The sequence below is a fragment of the Massilia phyllosphaerae genome, from assembly GCF_034659755.1.
GTDB lineage: Bacteria > Pseudomonadota > Gammaproteobacteria > Burkholderiales > Burkholderiaceae_D > Telluria > Telluria phyllosphaerae.
In genome coordinates this window covers 185,660-211,067 of the sequence record NZ_JAXSQX010000001.1, presented here as the reverse complement: position 1 = coordinate 211,067, position 25,408 = coordinate 185,660, and the positions used below count along the sequence as shown (strand labels likewise).

At 64.3% G+C, this 25,408-nt stretch carries 22 protein-coding genes and 1 riboswitch; of the genes, 9 read left to right on the top strand and 13 right to left on the bottom strand.

Annotation, left to right across the window (positions count from 1 at the left end):
* Nucleotides 1–119 precede the first annotated feature (119 nt).
* From U1H99_RS00885 to U1H99_RS00875, 3 genes are all read left to right on the top strand, one after another.
* A complete protein-coding gene (locus U1H99_RS00885) occupies nucleotides 120–1,145 on the top strand; it encodes a sensor histidine kinase (protein ID WP_323139901.1) in 1,026 nt (341 codons plus the stop codon).
* Between the two features lie 13 nt (nucleotides 1,146–1,158).
* On the top strand, nucleotides 1,159–1,908 hold the full coding sequence (locus U1H99_RS00880) for a LytR/AlgR family response regulator transcription factor (RefSeq protein WP_323139900.1): 750 nt from the start codon (nucleotides 1,159–1,161) through the stop codon (nucleotides 1,906–1,908).
* Nucleotides 1,909–2,195: 287 nt separating this feature from the next.
* Complete coding sequence (locus tag U1H99_RS00875; RefSeq protein WP_323139899.1) at nucleotides 2,196–3,653, top strand: high affinity choline transporter 1; 1,458 nt, start codon at nucleotides 2,196–2,198, stop codon at nucleotides 3,651–3,653.
* Between the two features lie 186 nt (nucleotides 3,654–3,839).
* Here U1H99_RS00875 and U1H99_RS00870 read toward each other — a convergent pair whose 3' ends face one another.
* The 4 genes from U1H99_RS00870 to U1H99_RS00855 form a co-directional block, all read right to left on the bottom strand.
* Complete coding sequence (locus tag U1H99_RS00870; protein ID WP_323139898.1) at nucleotides 3,840–5,348, bottom strand: aspartate aminotransferase family protein; 1,509 nt, start codon at nucleotides 5,346–5,348, stop codon at nucleotides 3,840–3,842.
* Nucleotides 5,349–5,374: 26 nt separating this feature from the next.
* Complete coding sequence (locus U1H99_RS00865; protein WP_323139897.1) at nucleotides 5,375–6,745, bottom strand: glutamine synthetase family protein; 1,371 nt, start codon at nucleotides 6,743–6,745, stop codon at nucleotides 5,375–5,377.
* Nucleotides 6,746–6,898: 153 nt separating this feature from the next.
* Nucleotides 6,899–7,666: a gamma-glutamyl-gamma-aminobutyrate hydrolase family protein gene (locus U1H99_RS00860; protein ID WP_323139896.1), complete on the bottom strand. Its 768-nt coding sequence runs from the start codon at nucleotides 7,664–7,666 to the stop codon at nucleotides 6,899–6,901.
* A gap of 285 nt (nucleotides 7,667–7,951) precedes the next feature.
* Nucleotides 7,952–9,601: a S41 family peptidase gene (locus tag U1H99_RS00855; protein WP_323139895.1), complete on the bottom strand. Its 1,650-nt coding sequence runs from the start codon at nucleotides 9,599–9,601 to the stop codon at nucleotides 7,952–7,954.
* A gap of 232 nt (nucleotides 9,602–9,833) precedes the next feature.
* Between U1H99_RS00855 and U1H99_RS00850 the strand changes: the two genes are divergently transcribed.
* Both U1H99_RS00850 and U1H99_RS00845 read left to right on the top strand, forming a co-directional pair.
* Nucleotides 9,834–11,288 carry an NAD-dependent succinate-semialdehyde dehydrogenase gene (locus tag U1H99_RS00850; protein ID WP_323139894.1) on the top strand — a complete coding sequence of 485 codons (1,455 nt, stop codon included), beginning with the start codon at nucleotides 9,834–9,836 and terminating at the stop codon, nucleotides 11,286–11,288.
* On the top strand, nucleotides 11,288–11,653 hold the full coding sequence (locus U1H99_RS00845; RefSeq protein WP_323139893.1) for a DUF4844 domain-containing protein: 366 nt from the start codon (nucleotides 11,288–11,290) through the stop codon (nucleotides 11,651–11,653). The genes U1H99_RS00850 and U1H99_RS00845 overlap by 1 nt, the downstream gene beginning before the upstream one ends.
* Before the next feature lie 39 nt (nucleotides 11,654–11,692).
* Here the strand turns inward: U1H99_RS00845 and U1H99_RS00840 are convergent, their stop codons facing one another.
* The 9 genes from U1H99_RS00840 to U1H99_RS00800 form a co-directional block, all read right to left on the bottom strand.
* The gene (locus U1H99_RS00840) at nucleotides 11,693–12,073 is read right to left on the bottom strand and encodes a nucleotide pyrophosphohydrolase (RefSeq protein ID WP_323139892.1); all 381 of its coding nucleotides are present in this window, start codon (nucleotides 12,071–12,073) and stop codon (nucleotides 11,693–11,695) included.
* Nucleotides 12,070–12,741, bottom strand: a complete 672-nt coding sequence (gene can, locus U1H99_RS00835; protein WP_323139891.1) for a carbonate dehydratase — start codon at nucleotides 12,739–12,741, stop codon at nucleotides 12,070–12,072. The genes U1H99_RS00840 and can overlap by 4 nt, the downstream gene beginning before the upstream one ends.
* Nucleotides 12,742–12,973: 232 nt before the next feature.
* Entirely contained in the window at nucleotides 12,974–14,101 is a 1,128-nt protein-coding gene (gene dnaJ / locus U1H99_RS00830; protein ID WP_141831390.1) for a molecular chaperone DnaJ, read from the bottom strand.
* Nucleotides 14,102–14,263: 162 nt separating this feature from the next.
* Nucleotides 14,264–16,210, bottom strand: a complete 1,947-nt coding sequence (gene dnaK, locus U1H99_RS00825) for a molecular chaperone DnaK (protein WP_323139890.1) — start codon at nucleotides 16,208–16,210, stop codon at nucleotides 14,264–14,266.
* A gap of 93 nt (nucleotides 16,211–16,303) precedes the next feature.
* Complete coding sequence (gene grpE, locus U1H99_RS00820) at nucleotides 16,304–16,849, bottom strand: nucleotide exchange factor GrpE (protein WP_323139889.1); 546 nt, start codon at nucleotides 16,847–16,849, stop codon at nucleotides 16,304–16,306.
* 430 nt (nucleotides 16,850–17,279) lie between these two features.
* Entirely contained in the window at nucleotides 17,280–18,383 is a 1,104-nt protein-coding gene (gene hemH / locus U1H99_RS00815; protein ID WP_323139888.1) for a ferrochelatase, read from the bottom strand.
* A 132-nt stretch (nucleotides 18,384–18,515) separates the two neighbouring features.
* A complete protein-coding gene (gene recN / locus U1H99_RS00810) occupies nucleotides 18,516–20,180 on the bottom strand; it encodes a DNA repair protein RecN (protein WP_323139887.1) in 1,665 nt (554 codons plus the stop codon).
* A 32-nt stretch (nucleotides 20,181–20,212) separates the two neighbouring features.
* Entirely contained in the window at nucleotides 20,213–21,115 is a 903-nt protein-coding gene (locus U1H99_RS00805) for an NAD kinase (RefSeq protein WP_323139886.1), read from the bottom strand.
* A 138-nt stretch (nucleotides 21,116–21,253) separates the two neighbouring features.
* Entirely contained in the window at nucleotides 21,254–22,246 is a 993-nt protein-coding gene (locus tag U1H99_RS00800; RefSeq protein ID WP_323139885.1) for a DUF3667 domain-containing protein, read from the bottom strand.
* A gap of 204 nt (nucleotides 22,247–22,450) precedes the next feature.
* On the opposite strand from U1H99_RS00800, the gene U1H99_RS00795 reads away from it, so the two are divergent.
* The 4 genes from U1H99_RS00795 to gloA all read left to right on the top strand — a co-directional run bounded on the left by U1H99_RS00795 (nucleotide 22,451) and on the right by gloA (nucleotide 25,129).
* Nucleotides 22,451–22,774, top strand: a complete 324-nt coding sequence (locus tag U1H99_RS00795; protein WP_323139884.1) for a hypothetical protein — start codon at nucleotides 22,451–22,453, stop codon at nucleotides 22,772–22,774.
* A complete protein-coding gene (locus U1H99_RS00790; RefSeq protein ID WP_323139883.1) occupies nucleotides 22,771–24,069 on the top strand; it encodes a PQQ-dependent sugar dehydrogenase in 1,299 nt (432 codons plus the stop codon). Before U1H99_RS00795 ends, U1H99_RS00790 begins: the two co-directional genes overlap by 4 nt.
* A gap of 30 nt (nucleotides 24,070–24,099) precedes the next feature.
* Nucleotides 24,100–24,531 carry an OsmC family protein gene (locus U1H99_RS00785; RefSeq protein WP_323139882.1) on the top strand — a complete coding sequence of 144 codons (432 nt, stop codon included), beginning with the start codon at nucleotides 24,100–24,102 and terminating at the stop codon, nucleotides 24,529–24,531.
* A 184-nt stretch (nucleotides 24,532–24,715) separates the two neighbouring features.
* Entirely contained in the window at nucleotides 24,716–25,129 is a 414-nt protein-coding gene (gene gloA / locus U1H99_RS00780) for a lactoylglutathione lyase (RefSeq protein ID WP_323139881.1), read from the top strand.
* 98 nt (nucleotides 25,130–25,227) lie between these two features.
* Nucleotides 25,228–25,372, top strand: a riboswitch (FMN riboswitch).
* Nucleotides 25,373–25,408: the final 36 nt, after the last annotated feature.

The following is a 25,408-nucleotide window of genomic DNA, read 5'->3' as shown; positions in this document are numbered from 1 at the left end:
TTTCGGCGATTCGTTGCCGGCTTTCCGCAGTTGGCGTCATCGCTCGCCCACGGGCGCCGATCTGCGGCATACTTTCCAAAATGGAATCTACACACGCCTCCCCCATCCCGACTGCCCGCATGTGGCGCTTTTATGTCAGCGGCTGGGTCATCTACCTGATCCTGATCACCTTTGCCACGCAACTGGAAAACCTGCAGCATGCCCGCTTCGACTGGCACTCCGCCTCGGATGTCCTGTGGAGCGCGCCGCAAGGCCTGCTGCTGGCCCTGACCTGGCCGCTGGGCGGCTGGATGGAGCGCAGGAAGCTGTCGCCGCTGGCCGTGTTCCTGTGCCACGCGGCCTGTGCCCTGGTGTATGGCTTCCTCGAATACCTGATGCTGTGGATGCTGTTCGGCCTCAACCAGCCGGCGATCCGGTATATCTGGCCGACGCTGTACTTCATCATGACCTACGTCGTCATCGCCGCCGTGTTCCACACCGTGCGCACGAACGCCGCCGCGCGGCGCCAGGCGGCGGCGGTCCAGCAAGCCCACAGCCTGCTGCTGGCGTCGGAACTGAACGCGCTGCGCAACAAGCTCAATCCGCACTTCCTGTTCAACACCCTGCACTCGATCATCGCCCTGACGCGCAAGAACCCGGACGCCGCAGAAGCGGCGCTTTTCCAGTTTTCCGACATGCTGCGCTACGTGCTGGACACCGAAAAGAGCGGCAGCGACCGCGTGACCCTGGACGACGAACTGCAATTTACGCGCGACTACCTGGAACTGGAAAGCCTGCGCCTGGGCCAACGCCTGAAGGTCGAATGGGAACTCGACGCCGCCGCCGGCTCCCTGCCGCTGCCGGCGCTGTCGCTGCAGCCGCTGGTCGAGAACAGCATCAAGCACGCCTTCAATCCGCACAGCCGGCCCGGCACGCTCTCGATCCGCACCCGTATCGACGACGCCGGCCGGCGCCTGGCGCTGACCGTGGGCGACGACGGCCCCGGCGCCGACGTCGCCGCGGTGCGCCGCTCGAACGGCCTCGGCATCCGCACCGTGGAGCGGCGCCTGCAGCTGGAATACGGCGCCCGGGGCGGGCTGGCGATCGAGACCACGCCCGGCGCCGGCTTCGTGGTCACCATGTCGATCCCGCTCGCGGCTGCCTGAAGGAGAAAAATCAATGGATAGCAAGACCGTATTCATCGCCGAAGACGAACCGCTGGCACGCGAGGTGCTGCGCGACGCCATCTACGGCCACGCCGGCCTGCGCCTGGTCGGCGAAGCGGCCGACGGCGCCGCCGCGCTGGCCCAGATCAACGCGCTGCGGCCCGACGTCGTCTTCCTGGACATCCAGATGCCGGAGATGACCGGCCTGGAAGTGCTGAAGCGCCTGAGCTGCACGCCGCACATCGTGTTCACCACCGCCTACGACCAGTACGCGGTGACGGCCTTCGAACTGCACGCCGTCGACTACCTGCTGAAACCTTTCACGCGTGCCCGCTTCGATGCCGCCGTGGCGCGCGTGCTCGACCTGGCGCCGGCGCAGCCGGCACCGGACGCCATGGGCGAGGCGCTGGCCCAGGCCGTGCAGCGCGCGGCCGGCCGGCTCGAGCGCATCCTGGTGCGCGACCGCGGCCGCATCTTTCCGCTGTCGATGAACGAGATCGAATACATGAAGGCGGATTCGAAGTACACCGCGATCGCCGCGCGCGGGCAGACTTTCCTGGTGCGGATCGGGATCTCGGAGCTGGAAGCCCAGCTCGATCCGGCACGCTTCATCCGCATCCACCGCTCGGCGCTGGTGAACCTGGATTTCGTCGACTCGATGAAGGCGGACGAGCAGTCGCAGCTCCTGATCCAGATGCGGGATGGGACCAGCTTGACGGCGAGCCGGGAGGCGTCGAAGGTGTTGCGGGAGATGGCGATCTGAGCCATCCGCTTTTCGGCCCGCGACTTCAGCACGTCGCCCCTGCGAAGGCAGGGGCCCAAGTTCGCTGCACAGCAGTTGCTCTCACGCCGCAGGCCAGCTTATGACTTGGTCCCGTGCCTGCGCAGGGGCGACGTTTTGGCGCTGCGGGCCGGATTTAAGCGTTAAGCTATCCCTAGCTGTTGTCATCCCGTCACGTCCCAATAAATTCGCTCCAACGCGCATTTTCTGCCGCTATAATCGCGAATTTTTCCACCCAGAATTTCCCCTCGCCCGGAGCACGCCCCACTGTGAACACCATCCTGATTACATCCGTCGTGATCTACCTGCTGGGAACCCTCGGCCTGGGCGTCTGGGCTGGCACGCGGATCAAGAATACCGCCGACTTCGCCGTCGCCGGCCGCAGCCTGCCGCTGGTGATGGTGATCACCACCACCTTCGCCACCTGGTTCGGCGCCGAAACCGTGATGGGCATCCCGGCCCGGTTCGTGCAGGGTGGCCTGAACGGGCTGGTCGAAGACCCGTTCGGGGCCGGCGCCTGCCTGATCCTGGTCGGCCTGTTCTTCGCCGCGCGCCTCTACAAGCTGAACCTGTTAACGATTGGCGACTACTACCGCGCGCGCTACGGCAAGGGCATCGAGGTGTTCTGCTCGGCCGCCATCATCCTGTCCTACCTGGGCTGGGTGGCGGCGCAGATCACGGCGCTGGGCCTGGTGTTCTCGGTGCTGACCGGCGGCGCCATGTCCGAAACCGCCGGCATGATCGTCGGCACCCTGGCCGTGCTGATCTACGTGGTGGTGGGCGGCTTCCTGGCGGTGGCCATTACCGACTTCATCCAGATGATCGTGCTGGTGGTGGGCATGTCGATCATCGCCGTGTTCTCGTCCGAGCTGGCCGGCGGCACCGGCGCCGTCCTGCACATGGTGCAGCAGAAGGACCTGTGGAACTTCCTGCCACAGGCAAAGTTCACCGACATCGCCTTCTTCGTCGGCGCGGCCGTGACCATGATGCTGGGCTCGATCCCGCAGCAGGACGTGTTCCAGCGCGTGATGTCGGCCAAGGACGCGCCCACCGCGCGCGCCGGCGCCGTGATCGGCGGCGCCAGCTACATCCTGTTCGCCTTCGTGCCGATGTTCATCGTCGCCTGCGCCGTGATCGTGATGGGCAACGAGGCGATGGAACTGGCCAAGAACGACTACCAGCGCGTGCTGCCGACTTTCGTGATGTCGAAGATGCCGCTGATTATGCAGATCCTGTTCTTCGGCGCCCTGCTCTCCGCCATCAAGAGCACCTCGTCGGCGACCCTGTTGGCGCCCTCGACCAGCTTCACCGAAAACATCCTTAAAAACCTGCGTCCGGGCATGAGCGACCGCCAGCAGCTGTTCGCGATGCGCGTGACCATCGTGGTGTTCGCGGTGCTGGTGCTGAGCTATGCGATCGCGATGAAGGGCACCTCGATCTACGAACTGGTGTCCTCGGCCTACCAGGTGACCCTGGTGGGCGCCTTCGTGCCGCTGGTGATGGGCCTGTACTGGAAGCGGGCCACGACCCAGGGCGCGGTCCTGTCGATCGCCGCCGGCATCGTGACCTGGATCGTGTTCTTCCCGCAGATCTCGTCGCTGGGCGCGGCCTTCCCGGGGCAATTGGCGGGCTTGCTGGCGGGGTTTGCCGGCATGATCGTGGGGTCGCTGGCGCCGCAGGTGCTGAAGAACCGGCATGAGCCGCACAAGACGGCGTTGAGCGTGTAACCGGTACGGCCCCGATTGAAATCGGGGCCTTTTTTGTTTGTGGTGGGTACGGTGCGAACTTGGGTCCCCGCCTTCGCGGGGACGACGTGCTACTGATAACCTAAGAATGTCGCTATTGGCATTCTTAAGTTAGCCAAAAACCCGTCGTTCCCGCGAAGGCGGGAACCCAAGTTTCGCGAATAGCCTTTAACCCAACCACCCCCGCCGTTGCACATCCGACAGCGTCAAATCCAGGCACGCCCGGATCCGCCCCACCATCTCATCGATCTCCGCGCACGTGATCACCAGCGGCGGCGCCACGATCATCCGGTCCCCCACCGCCCGCATGATCACGCCGTTGTCGAACATGTGCCCGCGGCACAGCATCCCCACCCCCAGCTCGCGCGCAAACGGCTCGCAGTCGTGCACCGTTGCCCCCTTGCGCCGCACCAGGTTCAGCCCGGCCGCCATGCCCAGGCTCTCGGCATGCCCGACCAGCGGGTGCGAGGCCAGCGCGCCGAACGCCGCCTTCAGGTAGGGGCCGGTTTCCTGCGCCACCTTGTCGATCACGCCTTCCTCGACCAGGATGCGCAGGTTTTCCAGCGCCGCCGCGCACGCCACCGGGTGGCCGGAATAAGTAAAACCGTGGTTGAAGTCGCCGCCTTTCTCGACCAGGGCGTCGGCCACGCGGTCGCTCACCAGCACCCCGCCCAGCGGCACGTAGCCCGAGGTGACGCCCTTGGCGAACGGGATCAGGTCCGGCCGCATGCCCATCAGTTCGCAGCCGAACCAGGCGCCCAGGCGGCCGAAGCCGCAGATCACCTCGTCCGAGATCAGCAGGATGCCGTAGCGGTCGCAGATGCGCTGGATCTCGGGCCAGTAGGTGCGCGGCGGGATGATCACGCCGCCCGCGCCCTGTACCGGCTCGCCGATGAAGGCGGCCACGTGTTCGGGACCGAGTTCGAGGATCTTTTCTTCCAGCCAGCGCGCCGCCTTCAGGCCGAACTCCGCTTCGCTCATGCCGCGCCCGAGTTCCACGAAATGCGGCTGCTCGATGTGGTGGATGCCGGGGATCGGCAAGGCGCCCTGCGCATGCATGCCGGCCATGCCGCCGAGCGAGGCGCCGGCGATGGTGCTGCCGTGGTAGGCGTTGCGGCGGCTGATGATGGCCTGGCGCTGCGGCTGGCCCATCAGCTGCCAGTAGCGCCACGCCATGCGCACCGCGGTGTCGTTGGCTTCGGAGCCGGAACTGGTGAAGAACACGTGCCGGAAGTGTTCCGGCGCCAGCGCGGCCAGGCGCGCCGCCAGCCGCACGGCCGGCACGTTGGTGGTGTTGAAGAAGCTGTTATAGAAGGGCAGCGCTGTCATCTGGCGCGCCGCCGCGTCGACGATGCTGGCGCGGCCGTAGCCGACGTTCACGCACCACAGGCCGGACATGCCGTCGATGATCCTGTGGCCCTCCGAGTCCCACAGATAGATGCCGTCGCCGCGCACCATCACGCGCGCGCCCTGGTCGCGCAGCGCGCCGTGGTCGGTGAACGGATGCAGGTAGTGCGCGGCGTCGAGGCGCTGCAGTTCGGCGGTATCCGTGCCAAGCTTAGCCCGGCCAGGCGTGGCCCGGCCAGGCGTGGCCCGGCCAGGCGTGTCCCGCGTCAGCCCATCATCCGCCTCCAGGTCCGGCGCGCGTACGCCGGCCACCATGCTGTCTATTGCCATGATTGACTCCCATTGTGGTCAGGTACTCAAACATGGAGCAGCAGGTGTTCGCGTTCCCAGGGACTGATCACCGTCATGAATTCCTGGTGTTCGAGTTCCTTGACCGCGGAATAGACGTCGATGAAGCGTTCGCCCAGCACGTCGCGCAGGCGGTCTTCGCGGCGCAGCAGGGTCAAGGCTTCGGACAGGCCCTGCGGCAGCTCGACCGGCATCTTGTAGGCGCTGCCCTCGACCATCGGGGTCGGCTCCAGCCTTTCCTGCATGCCGAGGTAGCCGCACGCCAGGGTCACCGCCAGCGCCAGATACGGGTTGGCATCGGCGCCGATCACGCGGTTCTCGACGCGCCGGTCCTGCGAGCCCGACACCGGCACGCGCAGGCCGACGGTGCGGTTGTCGACGCCCCATTGCAGGTTGATCGGCGCGGCCGTGTGACGCACGATGCGGCGGTAGGAATTGACGTAGGGGGCGACGATCGCCATCGCCGGGGCCATGTACTTCTGCAGGCCGCCGATATACCAGCGGAACAGGTCGGACGGGGCGCCTTCCTGGTTGCTGAAGATGTTCTTGCCGGTCTCGCCGTCGACCACGCTCTGGTGCACGTGCATCGCCGAGCCGGGCTCGCCGGCCATCGGCTTGGCCATGAAGGTGGCGTACATGTCGTGCTTGAGCGCTGCCTCGCGCAGCGTGCGCTTGAAGAAGAACACCTTGTCGGCCAGGCCCAGCGGCTCGCCATGCTGGAAGTTGATTTCCATCTGGCCGGCGCCGATCTCGTGGATCAGGGTGTCGACGTCCAGGCCCATCATGTCGCAGTAATCGTAGATGTCCTCGAACAGCGGGTCGAACTCGTTGACGGCGTCGATCGAGTACACCTGGCGGCTGGTCTCGGAACGGCCGCTGCGGCCGATCGGCGCCGCCAGCGGCAGGTCGGGGTCGACGTTCTTGGCGGTCAGGTAGAACTCGAGTTCCGGCGCCACCACCGGCTTCCAGCCCTTCTGCTCGTACAGCTTCAGTACGCGGCGCAGCACGCTGCGCGGGGCGAAGTCGACCAGCTTGCCGTCGGCGAAATAGCAGTCGTGGATCACCTGCGCGGTCGGGTCGACCGCCCACGGCACCATCGTGATGGTGCCGGGGTCGGCCTTCAGGATCATGTCGCGGTCGGTGGTGGAGATGGCGCGGTCGAAGGCGTCGTCGTTTTCCGGCGAGTTGCCGGTGACGGTCATGCCCAGCACGATTTCCGGCAGGCGCATGCCGCGGTCTTCGGTGAATTTAACGCGTGGAAGGATCTTTCCACGTGCGACCCCGGTCAAGTCGGGGACCAGGCATTCGATTTCGGTGACCCGTTTTGCATTGAGCCACTCGTCCATGTCGTTGTATGAAAAATTGTCGCGGATTGCCATGATTGTTCCTCGTTCGTCGATGAAAAGCAGGCGCGCAAAAGGTACGCAAAAAGTACGCAAAAGCGTGCGCGGCCTGCGTGGATGCGGGCACAGGAACGGGGAGCTATGGGACGGAGTTCTTCCACTCGTGGGCCGCCCATGTTGCATGGGCGACTACGGGCATTTCCGGTTCCGTTTGGTTCGTTCGTGGTACTCGCGGCAGGCGTTGCCGAAAGCGCCGAACATCTTCATCGAATGGGGGTTGTGGACGATGCGCCATTCCGGGTGCCACTGCACGGCCAGCGTGAAGGCCGGCGCATCCTTGACGGAAAACGCTTCGACCAGGCCATCCTCGGCAGTCGCTTCGACGACCAGGCCGGAGGCCAGCTCGTTCACGCCCTGCCCGTGCAGCGAATTCACCGGAATCTCGGACGCACCCAGGATACCGTGCAGCATGCCTCCCTCGACCACCTTCACCTTGTGCGCATCGCCGTATTGCTCGTCCATGCCCAGTTCCGGATTCTCGCGGTGGTCGAAGTGGCCAGGCACCGATTGCACCGCCTGGTGCAGGCTGCCGCCGAGCGCCACGTTCATCTCCTGGAAGCCGCGGCAGATCGCGATGATCGGAATGCCGCGCGCCACTGCCGCGCGGATCAGCGGCAGCGTGGTCTCGTCGCGTGCTGGGTCCTGCGGCAGCGACGGGTCCAGGACTTCTTGAGAGTAATAGCTTGGATGCACGTTCGACGCCGAACCGGTCAGCATGATGCCGTCGCACAGCTCGAGCATGGTGTCGAGGTCGAGCGACGCCCCCAGCGACGGCAGGATCATGGGGGCGCAATCGGCGCCGAGGACAACGGCGTCGACATATTTATGCTGGGCCGCGTGGTACGGATGTTCTCCGAAATCGCGGGTACAAGCCGGGACGATAACGATCGGGCGCATGGTCTCTACCTTTCAGTGAGGCGCACACGGACCATCATACTGCAAACCGATCCGGGTGCGGGTAGCCGTTGTTACAGATCAATAAAAACGCGTATACAACTGAGTACGTTCTAGTATCTGCTGTGAGAAAGGTTTCCGTGTCCTGAAACCGATAGCAAAAGTTTATCGTCAATGTCTTAAGGATGCCAACACAAACGGCGAGGATAGGGAAAGTTGACGCAAGTTAACGTCGTCCCCGCAGAGGCGGGAACGACGCGCACACCTGAACCCAGCGCACTGCCGTCGTCAAATCTGCTTCTTCAAAGCCGCCAGCGCCGCCTCCAGCACCGTATCCCGGTCCGCCTGCACATCCAGCACCGTCGGCGCCACCTTCAGCGTCGGCTGGATGCCCTTCCCCACCCACTTACGCCCGTCCGGATAGGTATCGGCCTTGGTGCAGATCCGTGCGATGCCGCCACCCGGCAGGCGCAGGAACAGCGGTTGGCCGGTGCTGCCGCCGGTGGCTTCGCCGGCGATGATGCCGCGCCCCATCGCGTCGAAGGCGACGCTGAAATCCTCGGCCGCCGAATAGGTCGCGCTCGAGATCAGGACCGCGACCGGTTTGCGGTAGGCGTGAGCGGCGTCGTTCGGCCAGGCCGGGGCCGGCTCGCCGTAGTTCGGCATCGTGTGCTGCCAGGCGCGGTAGCTCGGGCGATAGTCGCGGGTTTCCCAGCGGCTGGTCTGGAAGGGCTGGCCGGCCAGCGTGGCGAGAATGCGGTAACCCACGTTGGAACTGCCGCCGCCGTTGTTGCGCAGGTCGATCACCAAGGCCGACGAGGCGGCGATGCGGTCGAACGCGGCCAGGAAGGCGTCGGCCGCGCGGTCGTCGCCGAAGCTGTTCAGCGCCACGTAGGCGACGTTGCCCGGCAGCGTCTTGAACACGAACGGCGGCGTGTCCGGTAACGCCTTGTTGTAGGCGTCCAGGGTCGCGCGGCGCAGGGTGGCCTCGAAGGTCTTGCCGGCGGCAGTGCGGAAACGCACGCGCGGCGCCACGTCGACCGGCCCGGACAGGAAGCCGTAGGTGTAGATGCGGCGCTCCAGGTCCTGCGGTGTCGAGGCGCTGGCATACGGCGCTAGCTCGCGCTCCGCGTACACTTTCACCGGCTCGCCGTCGACCTCGAGCACCTCGGTACCAGGCACGATGCCCTGGGCCTGCAGCGCCGGATCGAACACCTTGCGCACCAGCACCTGCCCCTCGACCAGGTGGGTCGACAGCAGCGGCTTGGCCATCGTCGTGTTGCGCAGTTCCGGGCCCGGATAGACATTCGTGTGGCCATCCTTCAGGCGCGCGCACAAGGCCATCAGCACCTTGTAGTACTCGGCGGTGGAGCGGGTGGCGCGCACCTTCGGCAGGTATTCCAGGTACAGGCGGTCCCAGTCGATGGCCTTCAGGGTGTCGACATAGACGAAGTTGTACTTCACCTCCGACCAGAACTTCGACAGGCCGGCGACCTTTTCGTCCTCGCTCAGGTTCTCGACATAGGGCGAGGCCAGCGCATCCGAGTCGTACAGCTTCGACTCGACCTGCTGCTTCTGGCGCAGCTGCGCCAGCAGCGCCCCGAAGCGCGCATCGCCGCGCAGCGACGCAAAGGCATTGTCGGCGGCCGTGCCCTCGGCATCGAGGTAGCCGGCATCGATCGCCTGGCGCAGCCCGGCCAGCGCCTTGTCGCCATTCCCGCCGAGGGCATCGTAGCCGGCGGCGCCGGCCAGCAGGCCGGGGTTGGTGCGGTCCATCTCGAAAGCCTGGCGCAGCAGCTGGGCGGCGCGCCCGTAATCCTTGCCCTGCGCCGCCTGCTGGGCAGCGCCCTCGAGCGCGTCGGTCGACTGGGCGGCGACGGCAACCGGCAAGCTAATGGCCAGGGCGGCGAGCGTGGCCAGGACAGGGTGAGGTGCCATTGCGGATCCTTTCAGGTCGTTATCGGATGGGATCATGCTAGGCAAACCCGGCTTCCACGCCCAGCCATATGCGACAGAATGCGCGCTTTGCATGCCAAAATGCAATCAGCGTCGATGATCCGTACGGGTACCGGACAGCGCCGGCCGGATTTCGCGCTGCGTGCTATCTTTGACTTCCCAAACGAACAAGGTCGTGGCCATGAACAGCCCGCCGACCATTGACGAGGATTCCATGCTGAACCTGAAAGACCCTTCCCTGCTGCGCCAGCAGGCATACATCGACGGCGAATGGTGCGATGCCCTTGAGGGCAAGACCGTCGACGTGATCAACCCCGCCACCGGCGAAGCGCTCGGCACCGTGCCCCACATGGGCACACAGGAGACCCGGCGCGCCATCGACGCCGCCAATGCCGCCTGGCCGGCCTGGCGCAAGACCACCGCGCGCGAACGTGCCCGGATCCTGCGCACCTGGTATGACTTGATGATGGAAAACGCCGACGACCTGGCCGCCATCATGACCGCCGAGCAAGGCAAGCCGCTGGCCGAATCCAAGAGCGAAGTCGGCTATGCCGCGGCGTTCTTCGAGTGGTTCGGCGAACAGGCCAAGCGCATCGAAGGCGACGTGCTGGAATCGCCTGCGCGCGGCAGCCGCATCATCGTCACCAAGGAACCGATCGGCGTGTGCGCCGCGATCACGCCGTGGAACTTCCCGGCCGCGATGATCACCCGCAAGGTCGCGCCTGCCCTGGCGGCCGGCTGCCCGATCGTGCTGAAGCCGGCCGAACTGACGCCCTATTCCGCGCTGGCGCTGGCGGTGCTGGCCGAGCGCGCCGGCGTGCCGAAAGGCGTGTTCTCGATCGTGATCGGCGACTCGCATGCCATCGGTGCCGAGATGTGCGCGAATCCGATCGTCCGCAAGCTCAGCTTCACCGGCTCGACCGCGGTCGGACGCACCCTGATGCAGCAGTGCGCACCGACGGTCAAGAAGCTGTCGCTGGAACTGGGCGGCAACGCCTCCTTCATCGTGTTCGACGATGCCGACCTGGATGCCGCCGTCGAAGGCGCCATGGCCTCGAAGTACCGCAACATGGGCCAGACCTGCGTCTGCGCCAACCGCTTCTATGTGCAGGACAGCGTGTACGATGCGTTCGCGCAGAAGTTCGCGGCGGCGGTCGCCAAGCTGAAGGTCGGCAACGGCGCCGAGCCCGAGGTGACCCAGGGGCCGCTGATCAACGACAAGGCGGTCGACAAGGTCGAGCATCACATCGCCGATGCGCTGGGCAAGGGCGCGCGCCTGCTGTTGGGCGGCAAGCGCCATGCGCTCGGCCACAGCTTCTTCGAGCCGACCGTGCTGGCCGACGTGACATCGGAAATGATCATCGCGGAAGAGGAAAGCTTCGGCCCGGTGGCGCCGCTGTTCCGCTTCAAGACCGAGGACGATGCGATTGCCCAGGCCAACGACACGGAATTCGGCCTGGCCTCCTATTTCTACTCGCGCGACATCGGCCGCGTGTTCCGCGTCGCCGAACAGATCGAGACCGGCATGGTGGGCATCAATACCGGCCTGATTTCGAACGAGGTGGCGCCCTTCGGTGGTGTCAAGCAGTCGGGCCTGGGACGCGAGGGGTCGAAATACGGGATGGATGACTACCTGGTGATCAAGTACCTCTGCCTGGGCGGCCTGTGATGCGCCGCGATCCCTTCGAACTGGTGCGGGACGCGCCGCTGTTCGTGGTGCCGCGCATGCTGGACCAGCTGCGCGGCTACCGCACGGGCGCCAAGCTGGCGGACTTGCCGGGGCCGAATCCGTCGGCGGAACGCGAACGGCTGGCGGCCGAGCTGGATGGCCTGAGCGAGCGCCTGCTGGCGGGGATCGCGGCCCATCCGAGTAAATTCTGGGTGCTGAAGCAGTTCCAGCGTTCGCTGGAAGCGGTGCAGGGAGAGGATACCGAAGCCAGGGAACACTTCGGAGAGGAACTGGAACGTTTGATGGCGATCGTCGGGATCGACAGTTCCGACGGTGTTCTTGCCTATTACCTCGGCGGTATCTAGGCTACGGCTGTAGCGTGGACGGCTTCGCCGTCCACGCGTTCAGCGCTTGTACTCGTCCTGCTTGTACTCGTAGTACTTGCGCGCATCGCCGCGCACCTGGTCGGCCGGGTACTTGGCGCGGTTCAGCACCATCTTCTCCTGCACCGCCGCCAGCAGGTCGACATCGAGCTTGTCGGCCAGCCGCACCAGGTACACCAGCACGTCGGCCATCTCGTGCTTCACCTCGGCCAGTTTATCGGGCCCGAGCTCCTCGATCCGGCCATGCTGCAGCCACTGGAAGTGTTCCAGCAGCTCGGCCGCTTCCACGCTCAAGGCCGATGCGAGATTCTTCGGCGTATGGAACTGGTCCCAGTCGCGCTCGTCGACGAACTGGCGCACGATGTCGCGCAGCTGCGCCAGTTCGCCGCCGTGCAGACTCACTTCGGGCTTTCCAGGTAGCCCTGCAGCACCGCCTGCAGCTTCGGCTCGATCTCTGCCTGGCCGCTGATCGTGATGCCGAGGTCGCGCAGCAGGCCGTCGTGCACGCCGTAGACCCAGCTGTGGATGGTCAGCGGCTGGTCGCGCTCCCAGGCGTCGCGCACGACGGTGGATTGGGCGATGTTGATGACCTGCTCGGCCACGTTCAGTTCGACCAGGCGGTCGGCGGCAGCCTTGCCGGCCACGTTGCCGAGGTATTTGCCGTGCTTTTCGCGCACGTCGCGCACGTGACCGAGCCAGTTGTCCGCCAGGCCGACGCGGGTGTAGTTGAGGGCGGCGCCCACGCCCGAGCAGCCGTAGTGGCCGCACAGGATGATGTGCTTGACCTTCAGCACGTCGACCGCGAACTGGATCACGCTCAGGGCGTTCAGGTCGGAGTGCGCCACGACATTGGCGATATTACGGTGCACGAACAGCTCGCCCGGCGCCATGCCCAGCAGTTCGTTGGCGGGCACGCGGCTGTCCGAGCAGCCGATCCACAGGTATTCAGGCGCCTGCTGCGAGGCCAGGTCCGAGAAGAAGCCGGCGTCTTGCTCTACCATCGAAGCCGCCCATTTGCGGTTGCGTTCGAACAGATCGGCGGCGGTAAGGCCGGTTGGGGTTTTTGCCATAATAAACTCCTATCTTGATACGGATACAGATGCGAGCACGGCCATTGTGCTTGCAAAATCGGAACAATGTTAAAGCTGTGAATACAGAAATATATACTTGAACATTGTGTTTACGAAAGCGTGTGACGGAGCCCACCGCCAGCCCCGAGGTGGGGAACGACGTTCTACGTAAAAAAAACCGCCGAAGGCTTTCACCATTCAGCGGCTCTTGGACCCCTGGTCCGCGGACCTCTTACTCGAAGAAGTCCTTCACTTTATCCATCCAGCCCTTGCTCTGCGGGCTGTGCTTGGCGCCGCCGTCGATGGTCAGGCGCTCGAACTCCTTGAGCAAGTCTTTTTGCTTGTCGGTCAGCTTGACCGGGGTCTCGACCACCACGTGGCAGAACAGGTCGCCCGAGTAGCCGGAGCGCACGCCCTTGATGCCCTTGCCTTTCAGGCGGAAGGTCTTGCCGGTCTGGGTGCCTTCGGGGATGGTGAAGGACACCTTGCCGCCCAGGGTCGGCACCTCGATCTCGCCGCCCAGCGCCGCCTTCACGAAGGAAATCGGCATCTCGCAGTGCAGGTCGTCGCCTTCGCGCTGGAACACTTCGTGCGGCTTGATGTGGATCTCGACGTACAGGTCGCCCGGCGGCCCGCCGTTGGTGCCCGGTTCGCCGTTGCCCGACGAGCGGATGCGCATGCCGTTGTCGATACCGGCCGGGATTTTCACTTCCAGCGTCTTGTTGCGCTTGATGCGTCCGGCGCCGCCGCAGGCCGCGCACGGTTCCGGGATGATCTTGCCGCTGCCGTGGCACTTCGGGCAGGTCTGCTGGATCGAGAAGAAGCCCTGCTGCATGCGCACCTGGCCGTGGCCGGCGCAGGTCGAGCAGGTGACCGGCTGGGTGCCCGGCTTGGCGCCGCTGCCGTGGCAGGTGTCGCACTTGTCCCAGCTCGGCACCCGGATCGTGGTGTCGAAGCCGGCGGCTGCCTGCTCCAGCGTGATCTCGAGGTTGTAGCGCAGGTCGGCGCCGCGGTAGACCTGGGGTCCGCCGCCGCGGCCGCCACGGGCGCCGCCGCCGAAGATATCGCCGAAGATGTCGCCGAAGGCATCGCCGAAACCGCCCGCGCCGAAGCCGCCGCCGCCCATGCCGTTCGGATCGACGCCGGCGTGACCGTAGCGGTCATAGGCCTCGCGCTTTTCCGGATTGCTCAGCATTTCGTAAGCTTCCTTGACCTCCTTGAACTTCTCTTCCGCTTCCTTGTTGTCCGGATTGCGGTCAGGATGGTATTTCATCGCAAGCTTGCGATACGACTTCTTGATGTCTTCTTCCGAAGCACCTTTGGCGACCCCGAGGATCTCGTAAAAATCACGCTTTGCCATTTGTCGGCACCTTGCTGTTTTATTTACTCAACTGTTTATGCAAAAAAACCGAGCCGGGCACCCCTGGGGTCGCATCGGCTCGGTGGTTCCTACTGGTACGTCGAACCGACTATGCAAACGCCGGTTGAACGCGTGGGCGGCAAAGCCGCCCACCCTACCGTATTACTTGGCGTCTTTGACTTCCTTGAAGTCGGCATCGACCACGTCGTCGTCCTGCTTGGCGCCGGCGCCGGCGTCAGCACCCGGCTGGCCGCCTGCCTGCGCACCGGCAGCGCCCTGCTGGGCTTGCATGTCGGCGTACATCTTCTCGCCCAGCTTCTGCGAAGCGGTCGACAGCGCGGCAACCTTGGCGTCGATGTCGGCCTTGTCGCCCGACTTGATCGAGGCTTCCAGGTCGGTGATCGCCGCTTCGATCTTTTCCTTCTCGCCGCCTTCCAGCTTGTCGCCGTACTCGGTCAGCGACTTGCGGGTCGAGTGGACCAGCGCGTCGGCCTGGTTGCGCGACTCGGCCAGTTCCTTGACCTTCTTGTCTTCTTCCGCGTTCAGCTCGGCGTCCTTCACCATCTTCTGGATCTCTTCTTCCGACAGACCCGAGTTGGCCTTGATGGTGATCTTGTTTTCCTTGCCGGTGGCCTTGTCTTTCGCGCCGACGTGCAGGATGCCGTTGGCGTCGATGTCGAAGGTCACTTCGATCTGCGGGGTGCCGCGTGCTGCCGGCGGGATGCCTTCCAGGTTGAATTCGCCCAGGCCCTTGTTGCCGGCGGCGATTTCACGCTCGCCCTGGTACACCTTGATGGTCACGGCCGGCTGGTTGTCGTCGGCGGTCGAGAACACCTGCGAGAACTTGGTCGGGATCGTGGTGTTCTTCTGGATCATCTTGGTCATCACGCCGCCCAGGGTTTCGATACCCAGCGACAGCGGGGTCACGTCCAGCAGCAGCAGGTCCTTGCGCTCGCCCGACAGGACCGAACCTTGAATAGCGGCGCCGACGGCGACGGCTTCGTCCGGGTTGACGTCCTTGCGCGGATCCTTGCCGAAGAACTCCTTCACTTTTTCCTGCACCTTCGGCATACGGGTCATGCCGCCGACCAGGATGATGTCGTCGATGTCCGAGACCTTGACGCCGGCATCCTTGATGGCGATGCGGCACGGCTCGATGGTCTTGGCGATCAGTTCCTCGACCAGCGCTTCCAGCTTGGCGCGGGTGATCTTCAGGTTCAGGTGGACCGGGGCGCCGTTGGCCATCGCGATGTACGGCTCGTTGATCTCGGTCTGCTGCGACGACGACAGTTCGATCTTCGCGCGCTCGGCCGAGGCCTTGATGCGCTGCAGGGCGATCGGGTCCTTCGACAGGTCGAGGCCGTTGATCTTCTTGAACTCGTCGATGATGTAGTCGATGACGCGCTGGTCGAAGTCTTCGCCGCCCAGGAAGGTGTCGCCGTTGGTCGACAGCACTTCGAACTGCTTCTCGCCTTCGACGTCGGCGATCTCGATGATCGACACGTCGAAGGTGCCGCCGCCGAGGTCATACACGGCGATCTTGCGGTCGCCCTTGTCGGTCTTGTCCAGGCCGAAAGCCAGCGCAGCCGCGGTCGGCTCGTTGATGATGCGCTTGACGTCCAGGCCGGCGATGCGGCCGGCGTCCTTGGTCGCCTGGCGCTGCGAGTCGTTGAAGTAGGCCGGCACGGTGATCACGGCTTCGGTCACTTCTTCGCCGAGGTAGTCTTCGGCGGTCTTCTTCATCTTGCGCAGGACTTCGGCCGACACTTGCTGTGCCGCCAGTTTCTTGTCGCGCACGCCGATCCAGGCGTCGCCGTTGTCGGCCTTGACGATCGCGTACGGCATCAGGCCGATGTCCTTCTGGACTTCTTTCTCGTCGAATTTACGGCCGATCAGACGCTTGACGGCGAACAGGGTGTTCTTCGGGTTGGTGACCGCCTGGCGTTTCGCCGGCGCGCCAACCAGGATCTCGCCATCTTCCTGATAAGCGATGATCGAAGGCGTAGTACGGGCGCCTTCCGCATTCTCGATAACCTTCGGCTGGCCGTTCTCCATGATGGCTACGCAGGAGTTGGTCGTGCCCAGGTCGATACCGATAATTCTGCCCATAATATTTTCCTTTTTAGTACTCAGTTTTCAGATGTGTCGAATATAGGGAAATAACGCTTGCTTTCAAGAGCTTGTTCAGCTCCTGTGCAACATTTATTTCGGCGCCGCAGCAGTCACGATGGCCGGACGCAGCAGACGGTCGGCGATCATGTAGCCCTTTTGCAGTACGGTAACCACGGTGCCCGCTTCCTGTTCGGACGGGACCACGGCGACGGCCTGGTGCTTGTTCGGGTCGAGCTTGTCGCCCGCCTGCGGCATCACTTCGACCAGACGATTCTTTTCGAATGCAGTAGTGAGCTGCTTGAGGGTCATCTCGACGCCTTCCTTGATGGAGTCCACCGTCGGCGCTTCGACTTTCAATGCCATCTCGAGGCTGTCGCGTACCGGCACCATGGCCTCGGCAAAGCTCTCGATCGCGAATTTATGCGCCTTGCTCACGTCTTCCTGGGCACGACGGCGGATGTTCTCGCCATCGGCCTTGGCACGCATGAAGGCATCGTGCATGTCGGCCAGTTTGGCTTCGGTGGCGCTCAGCTGTTCTTCGAGGCTGGGCTCCGCGGAAGGCGCTGCCTGGGCTGCCTGAGCGGCCGCGTCGGCTTCCGGTTGGTTGCTCACGTCTTGGTTTTCTTGGTCTTGCATCGAAAAAACTCCTGGAATCAAGGACTTGGCTGATTGTTGGTGAATGACTGCTGTCACGCTGGCACCCATATGAGGCAATCTCCTACACTTTCAAGGGGAATTGCGCGATTCACATCGTGGTGTGCTTGTCGTTATTTGTTACAAGATTTACCAGCCAGCAGAATCCTTTATCAGCTTTCCGTTCTACCATGTTTCCTAGCTACATTAATCCTGCAGCACACGGCCGCCGGGCGGCGTGGAACCATGGGGGACAATCATGAGATTGCATCTGATAAGCGGCGCCGTCGTGATTTACACCCTGTTGGCGATGGCAGTGATCTGCCTGGCCGAGCTTGGATCGGCGCCACAAAACGTGCCATTCTAACAGCTTGTCGAGGCGATGGACTTATTCGTAGGGTGAGGCACCCTACGTCCATGCAGCCGTTTCCGCTCAGGCACCCAGCGTATGCGCGTACTCGCGCCCGATCTGGGCATCGCGCTTCTGGCTGGCCTGCTGGGCCGGCGTGAGGATGGTCGGCCAGCCGATCAGGTGCTGTTCGGCGACTTCGGCCAGCCCGGTAATCCAGTCCGCGCTGTCGTTCAGGCAGGGGATGTAGTGGTATTCCTGGCCGCCGTTCGATTCGAAATCGTGGCGCACTTCCATGTTGATCTCTTCCAGCGTCTCCAGGCAGTCGCTGGTAAAGCCCGGGCACATGACGTCCAGGCGGCGTACGCCGTCGCGCGCCAGCTGCTGCACGGTCGGCGCCGTGTAGGGCTGCAGCCACTCGGCGCGGCCGAAGCGCGACTGGAAGGTGACCAGGTACTGGTCCGGCCCCAGGCCCAGGCGGGCCGCCAGCAGGCGCGCCGTCTTGTGGCATTCGCAGTGATAAGGGTCGCCCAGCTGCAGGGTACGCTTGGGCACGCCATGGAAACTCATCAGCAGTTTCTCGCCGCGGCCATGCGCTTCCCAGTAGGCTTCCACCGATTTCGCCAGTGCCTCGATATAGCCTTCATGGTCATGGTAATTGCGCACCAGGCGCAGCTCGGGGACATTCCGCACCTGCTTGTAGTGATCGAACACGGCATCCCACACCGAGGCCGTGGTCGTGCCCGAGTACTGCGGGTAGGCCGGCAGCACCACGATGCGCTCGCAGCCGCGCGCCTTCAGGTCGTCCAGCACGTCTGGCAGCGCAGGCGAACCGTAGCGCATCGCCATCGCCACTTCCACGTCCTGGTGGCCGCGCGTGGCCAGCATTTTCTGCAGCAGCGCGGCCTGGCGTTCGGTGTACACCTTGAGCGGCGAGCCTTCGCGCATCCAGATGGTCTCGTACTTCTTGGCCGAAGCCCCGGAGCGGAACGGCAGGATCGCCAGGTGCAGGATCAGCTTCCACACGGCGCGCGGGATCTCGACCACGCGCGGGTCCGACAGGAACTGCTTCAGGTAGCGGCGCACCGCCTTGCGGGTGGGCGCATCGGGCGTGCCGAGGTTGACGAGCACGATGGCGTGCTTGGCGATGGTGCCGTGCTGGTGGGATGGTTCTTTACGAAAAGGCATGGATCGGACGTGGATGCTTGGGAGTGCCATTATAAATTGGCATTGCATAAGGTCCGATTAGATATTTACGATCGATGCGATAGTGACGCAGATGACAAGCTGCGTCACCCCTGCGAAGGCAGGGGCGACGTTTCAGGACGCCAGCAACTCGCGCGCATGCTTGCGCGTCGTCTCGGTGATCTCGATCCCGCCCAGCATGCGCGCCACCTCTTCCACGCGCGCCTTGGTGTCCAGCACGTCGATGCGCGACACGGTCTTGCCGCCGTCGACGGTGCCCTTGGCCACCTGGAAATGCTGGTTAGCCTGGCTTGCCACCTGCGGCAGGTGGGTCACGCACAGCACTTGCCGGCTCTGGCCGAGGCGCTTCAGCAGGCGCCCCACGACTTCCGCGACGCCGCCGCCGATACCGGTGTCGACCTCGTCGAAGATCAGGGTCGGCACCGTGGTCGCGTTGGCGGTGATCACGGAAATGGCCAGCGAGATACGCGCCAGCTCGCCGCCCGAGGCGACTTTCGCCAGCGGACGCGGCACCACGCCGGCATGACCGGCCACCAGGAATTCGACCTGTTCCAGGCCGTAGGCCGCCGGTTCGCACGGATTCAGCCCGACCACGAAGCGGCCGCCGCTCATCGACAGTTCCTGCATCGCTTCCGACACCTGCGACGACAGGCGCTGGGCCGCTTGCGCGCGCGTGGCCGACAGCGTGCGCGCCGCCTCCATGTACACGCCCCTGGCTTTTTCTTCCTGGCGGCGCAGGCCTTCGACGTCGCTGGCGTCGGCCAGCTGCTTCAGCTTGGCCTTCAGCTGGGCGTGTTCTTCCGGCAGGTCCTCGGGCGTGACGCGGAACTTGCGCGCGGTGCTGTGGATGGCATCCATGCGCGCGTCGACCTGGGCCAGGCGCTCGGGGTCGAGTTCGACCTTGTCGACGTAATTGTTCAAGGCGTACACGGCTTCCTGCAGCTGGATGCGCGCCGGCTCCATGCAGTCGAGCACGGCCTGCAGGCCGGCATCGACGTCGACCAGCTTGGTCAGCTTCTGGTTCAGCGAGGACAGCTGCGACAGGATCGGCTGCTCGGATTCGGAGATCGCGCTCAGCGCTTCCTGCGCGCCTTCGATCAGGCTGGCGGCGTGCGACAGGCGGCTGTGTTCGTTGGCGATCTCGACCCACTCGCCCGGCTTGACCGCGAGTTTATCCAGCTCGCCGACCTGCCATTCGAGGCGCTCGCGTTCCAGCAGCACGTTCTTGGCATTGGTCTCGTATTCCTCGCGCTGGCGCGCCAGCGCCCGCCACGATTTGTAGGTACTGGCGACCAGTTGCACCTGAGCATTGGCGATCGGATCGCGCACCGCCACCTGGTTGTCGAGCAGCGCGCGCTGGGCGTCCCCCTTGAGCAGCGACTGGTGCGCGTGCTGGCCGTGGATGTCGACCAGCAGCTCGCCCAGCTCGCGCAGCTGGCTGGCGGTGGCGGCGCTGCCGTTGATGTAGGCCTTGGAGCGGCCGGCATTGTCGATCACGCGGCGCAGCAGCGCGCCGCCCTCCTCGATCCTGAATTCGTTCTGCTCGAGCCAGCTGCTGGCGGCCGGCGTCAGGGCGAAGTCGGCGCTGATGTCGGCCTTGGCCGCGCCTTCGCGCACCATGCTCGCGTCCCCGCGACCGCCGAGCGCCAGCTGCAGCGCGTCGATCAGGATGGACTTGCCGGCGCCGGTCTCGCCGGTGAATACCGAAAAGCCATTCGAGAACTCGAGCTCGATCGTGTCGACGATGACGAAGTCGCGGATGGAAAGTAGACGCAACATGAAAGAACGTGTCTCCAGGGAGTTGGATCGGATTATTTGAGCTTGCCGTCGCTGGACGGGTATTCGTTCCAGTGCAGCTTTTCGCGCAGCGTGTGGTAGTAGCTCCACCCTTCCGGATGCAGGAAGGTGATGGTGTTGGGCGAGCGCGAAATCATGATCTGGTCGCCGTGCTGCAGGCTCGTAAACGTCTGCATGTCGAAGTTGACGCTGATGTCGCGCCCGTTGACGATTTCGACCACGATGTCGCTGGTGTCCGGCACCACGATCGGGCGGTTGGACAGCGCGTGCGGCGCGATCGGCACCAGCACGATGCCGGCCAGGGTCGGATGCAGCAGCGGGCCGCCGGCCGACAGCGCATAGGCGGTGGAGCCGGTCGGCGTGGAAATGATCAGGCCGTCCGAGCGCTGGTTGTACATGAAGGCGCCATCCACCGTGACCTTGAGTTCGGCCATGCCGGCGCCGGTGCCGCGCGCCACCACCACGTCGTTGACCGCGACCGAGCAATGGATCTGCACGCCGTCGCGCACCACGCGCGCTTCCAGCAGCGTCCGTTCCTCGGCCTTGGCCTTGCCGCTCAGGATCTCGCCGAGCGCGGGCAGCATGCGCTCGATCGGGATGTCGGTGATGAAACCCAGGCGGCCCTGGTTGATGCCGATGAGGGGAATCTTGTAGCCGGCCAGGCGGCGCGCGATGCCGAGCATGGTGCCGTCGCCGCCGATCACGATGACGGCGCAGGCCTGCTCGCCGAACTCTTCCACCGTCATGGCGTCCACGCCGGGCACTTGCACATAGCTGGCGGTATCGGCTTCGAGCACCGGACGATAACCGCCCTCGCGCAGGAAGTCGACGATGGCCCGCACCGGCTCGTCGATGCCGGCGGTATTTTGCCGTACGACCAGCGCGATGGTTTGTTGCGATTCAGGCGGTACGGGCATACGGTTCTCGGCAGCAGGTGGTAGAGACACAGAAGATTAACCGATTCGTTCGGCTTCTGCTATATCGCAACTCAGCCATCACTGTACAAAAGCACAGTATAGTTGGGCGAACCGGATTCCGGCAAGGGCGTCCGTGGTTCAGTGCAGCACGCCGAACACCACCGCGCCGAGGAGCGCCAGGCCGATGGTCAGCTGGTGCAGGAACATCAGCACGAGCCAGCGCAGCGCGGTGAGCTTGCGCGAGCCGCCATACACCGTGCGCATCGCCGTGGGCAGATAAAACGCCAGCCACATCCACAGAAGGAAAGTGACCAGGCCGAAGCCCTCCGGCACCAGCACCGTCACGGTCATCGCCAGGAAAGCGAACGCGTTGGTGTGCAGTGCGAACAGCAGGTGCTCGCCATAGCGCCGCCCGGAGCCCAGGTACAGCATCTTCAGGTACAGCGCGAAGAACGGCATCATGAAGAAGATCGCGTAGGGCGCGTAGTGATAGAAGGACTCTTCCAGCAGCGCGCCTTTTTCTTCCAGCGGCAGGTCGCCGAAATGCGTGATCCTGTCGGCCACATGCGCATTGTGGGGCTTCACCCACTCGCTCACGCGCCGCGCCACGTCGCCCACCTCGCCCGGATTATCTTCCTTGAGCACCATGTCTGTCTTGCCGGCGTGGACGGCGCCGGGTGATGCGGCAGCCTCGCCGGCGGCCTTTTCGCGGTCCTGCCCACTTTCCTTCTTCGCCTGCGCCACGGCAGGTGGCGTGCCGTGCTGCGGTCTTTCTTGTCCATGCAATTTGACGTCATGCATGGAAAACTTCAAGACCGCGAAAAAGATCAGGCTGAATGTCAGGTACATGCGCAAGGGCTGCACGTAAGGAACGCGCCGCCCCTTGATGTATTCCAGAGTCAGGCGTCCTGGGCGGAACAATAACAGGCCCAGCGACTTCCAAAGCTTGCCTTCGATTGCCACGTAGTGACCGATGAACTCGTGCATGAACTCGCGCGCGCTCGGTGGATGGAGCACGGTTTCCTGGCCACACTGGTGACAGAAATGGCCGGAGACGGTGGCGCTGCAATTGGGGCAGTTGCTGGCGGCATGGTGCAGGTCGAGTTCGCTGTTCACGGTCATTCCGGTCATGGGCACACGAAAACAACATGTTATCGAGTTAATTGCAAAAAAGCATCATTTAAGTCGCATTTTGAACAAATGCCAACGCCGCCGGATGAGACGACGCAGCCTTGGCGGTTTTTTCACACCATGTGTATCGCATTCAATTGCGCGACCGGTTTTGGTGGCGGGCGTTAGGATTTAAGCAATCTGAGTGTATCCAAGGAGATTGCCATGCCGCAGGAAGAAAAAGACCGTGTCGTGAACACGGATCGCAAGATCGAGGAACAGAGCTACAAGCGCGAGCCGCACGAGCGCGACGAGTCGCCGGATGGCCAGAGCATCAAGCCGCGCGGCATCATCGCCCAGGCTGCCGCTGACATCGAGCAGGGCCTGGTCGACACCGAAAACTACGAAGGCCGCGGCACGCCGGGCCTGGAACAGGCGGTCCAGCCGAAGCCGGGCGCCACCGGGCAGGCCACGCCGCTGGAAGGCCGCCACCGCGACATGCGCGACCACGATTCGGTGGAACCGGTCGACAAGGGGCAAAACCGATGAGCGCACGCATCCTGGCGCTGGCCGTGCTGGGGGCCATGAGCGCGACCGCGCTCGCCCAGCAATATGCGCCCGGCTTCGGTCCCAATCCGCAGCTGCCGGCGCCGCAAAGATCGCTGATCCCGACCATGAACATCGCCCCGGCCGAACCCTGGCCCCAGGGCACGCGGCCGACGCCGGCAGCCGGCCTGGCGGTCACCGCCTATGGCACCGGCCTCGACCATCCGCGCTGGCTGTACGTGCTGCCGAACGGCGACGTGCTGGTGGCCGAGAGCAACAAGCCGGCCAACGCGCCCAAGGAAGACGGCATCAAGGCCAAGGTGCAGGGCATGGTCATGAAAAAAGCCGGTGCCGGGGTCGAATCGCCCAACCGCATCATCCTGCTGCGCGGCATCGGCGCCAACGGGACCGCGGCCACCAAGACCACCTTTGCCCAGGACCTGAACTCGCCGTTCGGCATGACGCTGGTCGGCAGCGACCTGTACATCGCGAATGCGGACGCCCTGTGGCGCTTCCCGTACAAGACCGGGGAAACCACCCTCTCCGGCAAGGGCACGAAAGTGATGGACCTGCCGGCGGGCATCAACCATCACTGGACCAAGAACGTGGCCGCGTCGCCCGACGGCAAGAAGCTGTACGTCACGGTCGGCTCCAACAGCAACGTCGCCGAGAATGGCATGGAGATCGAACAGGGCCGCGCCGCGATCTGGGAGTACGACATCGCCAGCGGCAAGAGCCGCATCTACGCCAGCGGCTTGCGCAACCCGAACGGGATGGACTTCGAGCCGCAAACCAAGATGCTCTGGACCGCCGTCAACGAGCGCGACGAGATCGGCAACGACCTGGTGCCGGACTACATGACGTCGGTGAAGGACGGTGGCTTCTACGGCTGGCCGTACAGCTACTACGGCCAGCACGTCGACGACCGCGTCAAGCCGCAAAAGCCGGACATGGTGGCCAAGGCCATTCCGCCCGACTATGCGCTGGGCGCGCACACGGCCTCGCTGGGCCTGGCGTTCTACAACGCCAGCCTGCTGCCGCAATTTAAGAACGGCGCCCTGATCGGCCAGCACGGTTCCTGGAACCGCAAGCCGCATGCCGGCTACAAGCTGATCTTCGTGCCTTTCAATAACGGCAAGCCGAGCGGTCCGCCCCAGGACGTGCTGACCGGCTTCCTGAGCAAGGACGGCAAGGCTTACGGCCGTCCGGTCGGGGTCGCAATCGACAAGCAGGGCGCGATCCTGCTGGCCGACGACGTCGGCAACATCGTCTGGCGGATCACGCCGGCGACCAAATAATCCAATCACCCATCAGGAGAAACAAGCATCATGACGATCAAGCGCAAAGGCAGCGCCGCCTGGAGTGGCGGCCTCAAGGATGGCAAGGGTTCGGTATCGACCCAGAGCGGCGTGCTGAACCAGCAGCAATACGGCTTCAATACCCGTTTCGAAGACGGCCCGGGCACCAATCCGGAAGAACTGCTGGGCGCGGCGCACGCCGGCTGCTTCACCATGGCGCTGTCGGGCCAGCTGGGCGCGGCCGGCATGACCGCGCAAAAGCTGGAAACCACGGCCACCGTGTCGCTGGACAAGGTCGGCGACAGCTTCGCCATCACCGCGGTGCACCTGGACCTGGTGGCCGTCATCCCGGGTGCCGACGAAGCGGCGTTCCAGGAAGCGGCGCGCAAGGCCAAGGAAGGCTGCCCGGTGTCGAAGCTGTTCAATACCAACATCACCCTCGACGCCAAGCTGCAGAACTAAGTTGGCGCAGGGGTCGGAGCCCGGTTTTTCTTTCGGGGCGCCGACCCCCGGTGTCCTGCCGCGGCAGGGTCAGAGCCCGGTTTCATCCAGGTCTCCGGCCCGGCATGCCGATGCAGCATCCGCCTGCAGGAATTCGTCCAAGCGCATAAAATCCCCTCTTTCCGTCATCATCACAAGGACCACAATGCGCCTCCTGCACACCATGTTACGCGTCGGCGACCTGCAGCGCTCCATCGACTTCTACACCAAGGTACTGGGCATGAAGCTGCTGCGCACCAGCGAAAACCCGGAATATAAGTACACACTGGCCTTCGTCGGCTACGGCAACAATCCGGACCACGCCGAACTCGAGCTGACCTACAACTGGGGCACCGACAAGTACGAGATGGGCACGGCCTACGGCCACATCGCCCTGTCGACCGAAGACATCTACAAGACCTGCGAGCAGGTGCGTGCCGCCGGCGGCAACATCAGCCGCGAACCGGGTCCGGTCAAGGGCGGCAGCACCGTGATCGCCTTCATCACCGACCCGGACGGCTACAAGGTCGAACTGATCGAACGCGCCGACAATGCCGGCGGCGGCGGCCTGAGCAACTAAGCTCACGCAGGCTCGGCCGAGCCAAAATCAGCAGGCCCCGGCAACGTTTTGCGGGGCCTGCTACAATCGTTTGGTCTGCTGCAAGGCAGACACCATAAATACGTCTTCGGGGCGGGGTGCGATTCCCCACCGGCGGTATGGCCATCATGGCCGAGCCCGCGAGCGCCTGTAGTTTGATACAGGGTCAGCAGATCTGGTGAGAAGCCAGGGCCGACGGTATAGTCCGGATGAAAGAAGATGTAGCGTCATTACGCACCCGCGTGCCGCCACGGTATGCAG

Excerpts from the sequence above, each read along its gene's own strand:
- U1H99_RS00885 (WP_323139901.1), top strand. The coding sequence starts at position 120 with ATGTGGCGCTTTTATGTCAGCGGCTGGGTCATCTACCTGATCCTGATC.
- U1H99_RS00880 (WP_323139900.1), top strand. The coding sequence starts at position 1,159 with ATGGATAGCAAGACCGTATTCATCGCCGAAGACGAACCGCTGGCACGC.
- U1H99_RS00870 (WP_323139898.1), bottom strand. The coding sequence starts at position 5,348 with ATGGCAATAGACAGCATGGTGGCCGGCGTACGCGCGCCGGACCTGGAG.
- U1H99_RS00865 (WP_323139897.1), bottom strand. The coding sequence starts at position 6,745 with ATGGCAATCCGCGACAATTTTTCATACAACGACATGGACGAGTGGCTC.
- U1H99_RS00860 (WP_323139896.1), bottom strand. The coding sequence starts at position 7,666 with ATGCGCCCGATCGTTATCGTCCCGGCTTGTACCCGCGATTTCGGAGAA.
- U1H99_RS00855 (WP_323139895.1), bottom strand. The coding sequence starts at position 9,601 with ATGGCACCTCACCCTGTCCTGGCCACGCTCGCCGCCCTGGCCATTAGC.
- U1H99_RS00850 (WP_323139894.1), top strand. The coding sequence starts at position 9,834 with ATGCTGAACCTGAAAGACCCTTCCCTGCTGCGCCAGCAGGCATACATC.
- U1H99_RS00845 (WP_323139893.1), top strand. The coding sequence starts at position 11,288 with ATGCGCCGCGATCCCTTCGAACTGGTGCGGGACGCGCCGCTGTTCGTG.
- can (WP_323139891.1), bottom strand. The coding sequence starts at position 12,741 with ATGGCAAAAACCCCAACCGGCCTTACCGCCGCCGATCTGTTCGAACGC.
- dnaJ (WP_141831390.1), bottom strand. The coding sequence starts at position 14,101 with ATGGCAAAGCGTGATTTTTACGAGATCCTCGGGGTCGCCAAAGGTGCT.
- dnaK (WP_323139890.1), bottom strand. The coding sequence starts at position 16,210 with ATGGGCAGAATTATCGGTATCGACCTGGGCACGACCAACTCCTGCGTA.
- grpE (WP_323139889.1), bottom strand. The coding sequence starts at position 16,849 with ATGCAAGACCAAGAAAACCAAGACGTGAGCAACCAACCGGAAGCCGAC.
- hemH (WP_323139888.1), bottom strand. The coding sequence starts at position 18,383 with ATGCCTTTTCGTAAAGAACCATCCCACCAGCACGGCACCATCGCCAAG.
- recN (WP_323139887.1), bottom strand. The coding sequence starts at position 20,180 with ATGTTGCGTCTACTTTCCATCCGCGACTTCGTCATCGTCGACACGATC.
- U1H99_RS00805 (WP_323139886.1), bottom strand. The coding sequence starts at position 21,115 with ATGCCCGTACCGCCTGAATCGCAACAAACCATCGCGCTGGTCGTACGG.
- U1H99_RS00800 (WP_323139885.1), bottom strand. The coding sequence starts at position 22,246 with ATGACCGGAATGACCGTGAACAGCGAACTCGACCTGCACCATGCCGCC.
- U1H99_RS00795 (WP_323139884.1), top strand. The coding sequence starts at position 22,451 with ATGCCGCAGGAAGAAAAAGACCGTGTCGTGAACACGGATCGCAAGATC.
- U1H99_RS00790 (WP_323139883.1), top strand. The coding sequence starts at position 22,771 with ATGAGCGCACGCATCCTGGCGCTGGCCGTGCTGGGGGCCATGAGCGCG.
- U1H99_RS00785 (WP_323139882.1), top strand. The coding sequence starts at position 24,100 with ATGACGATCAAGCGCAAAGGCAGCGCCGCCTGGAGTGGCGGCCTCAAG.
- gloA (WP_323139881.1), top strand. The coding sequence starts at position 24,716 with ATGCGCCTCCTGCACACCATGTTACGCGTCGGCGACCTGCAGCGCTCC.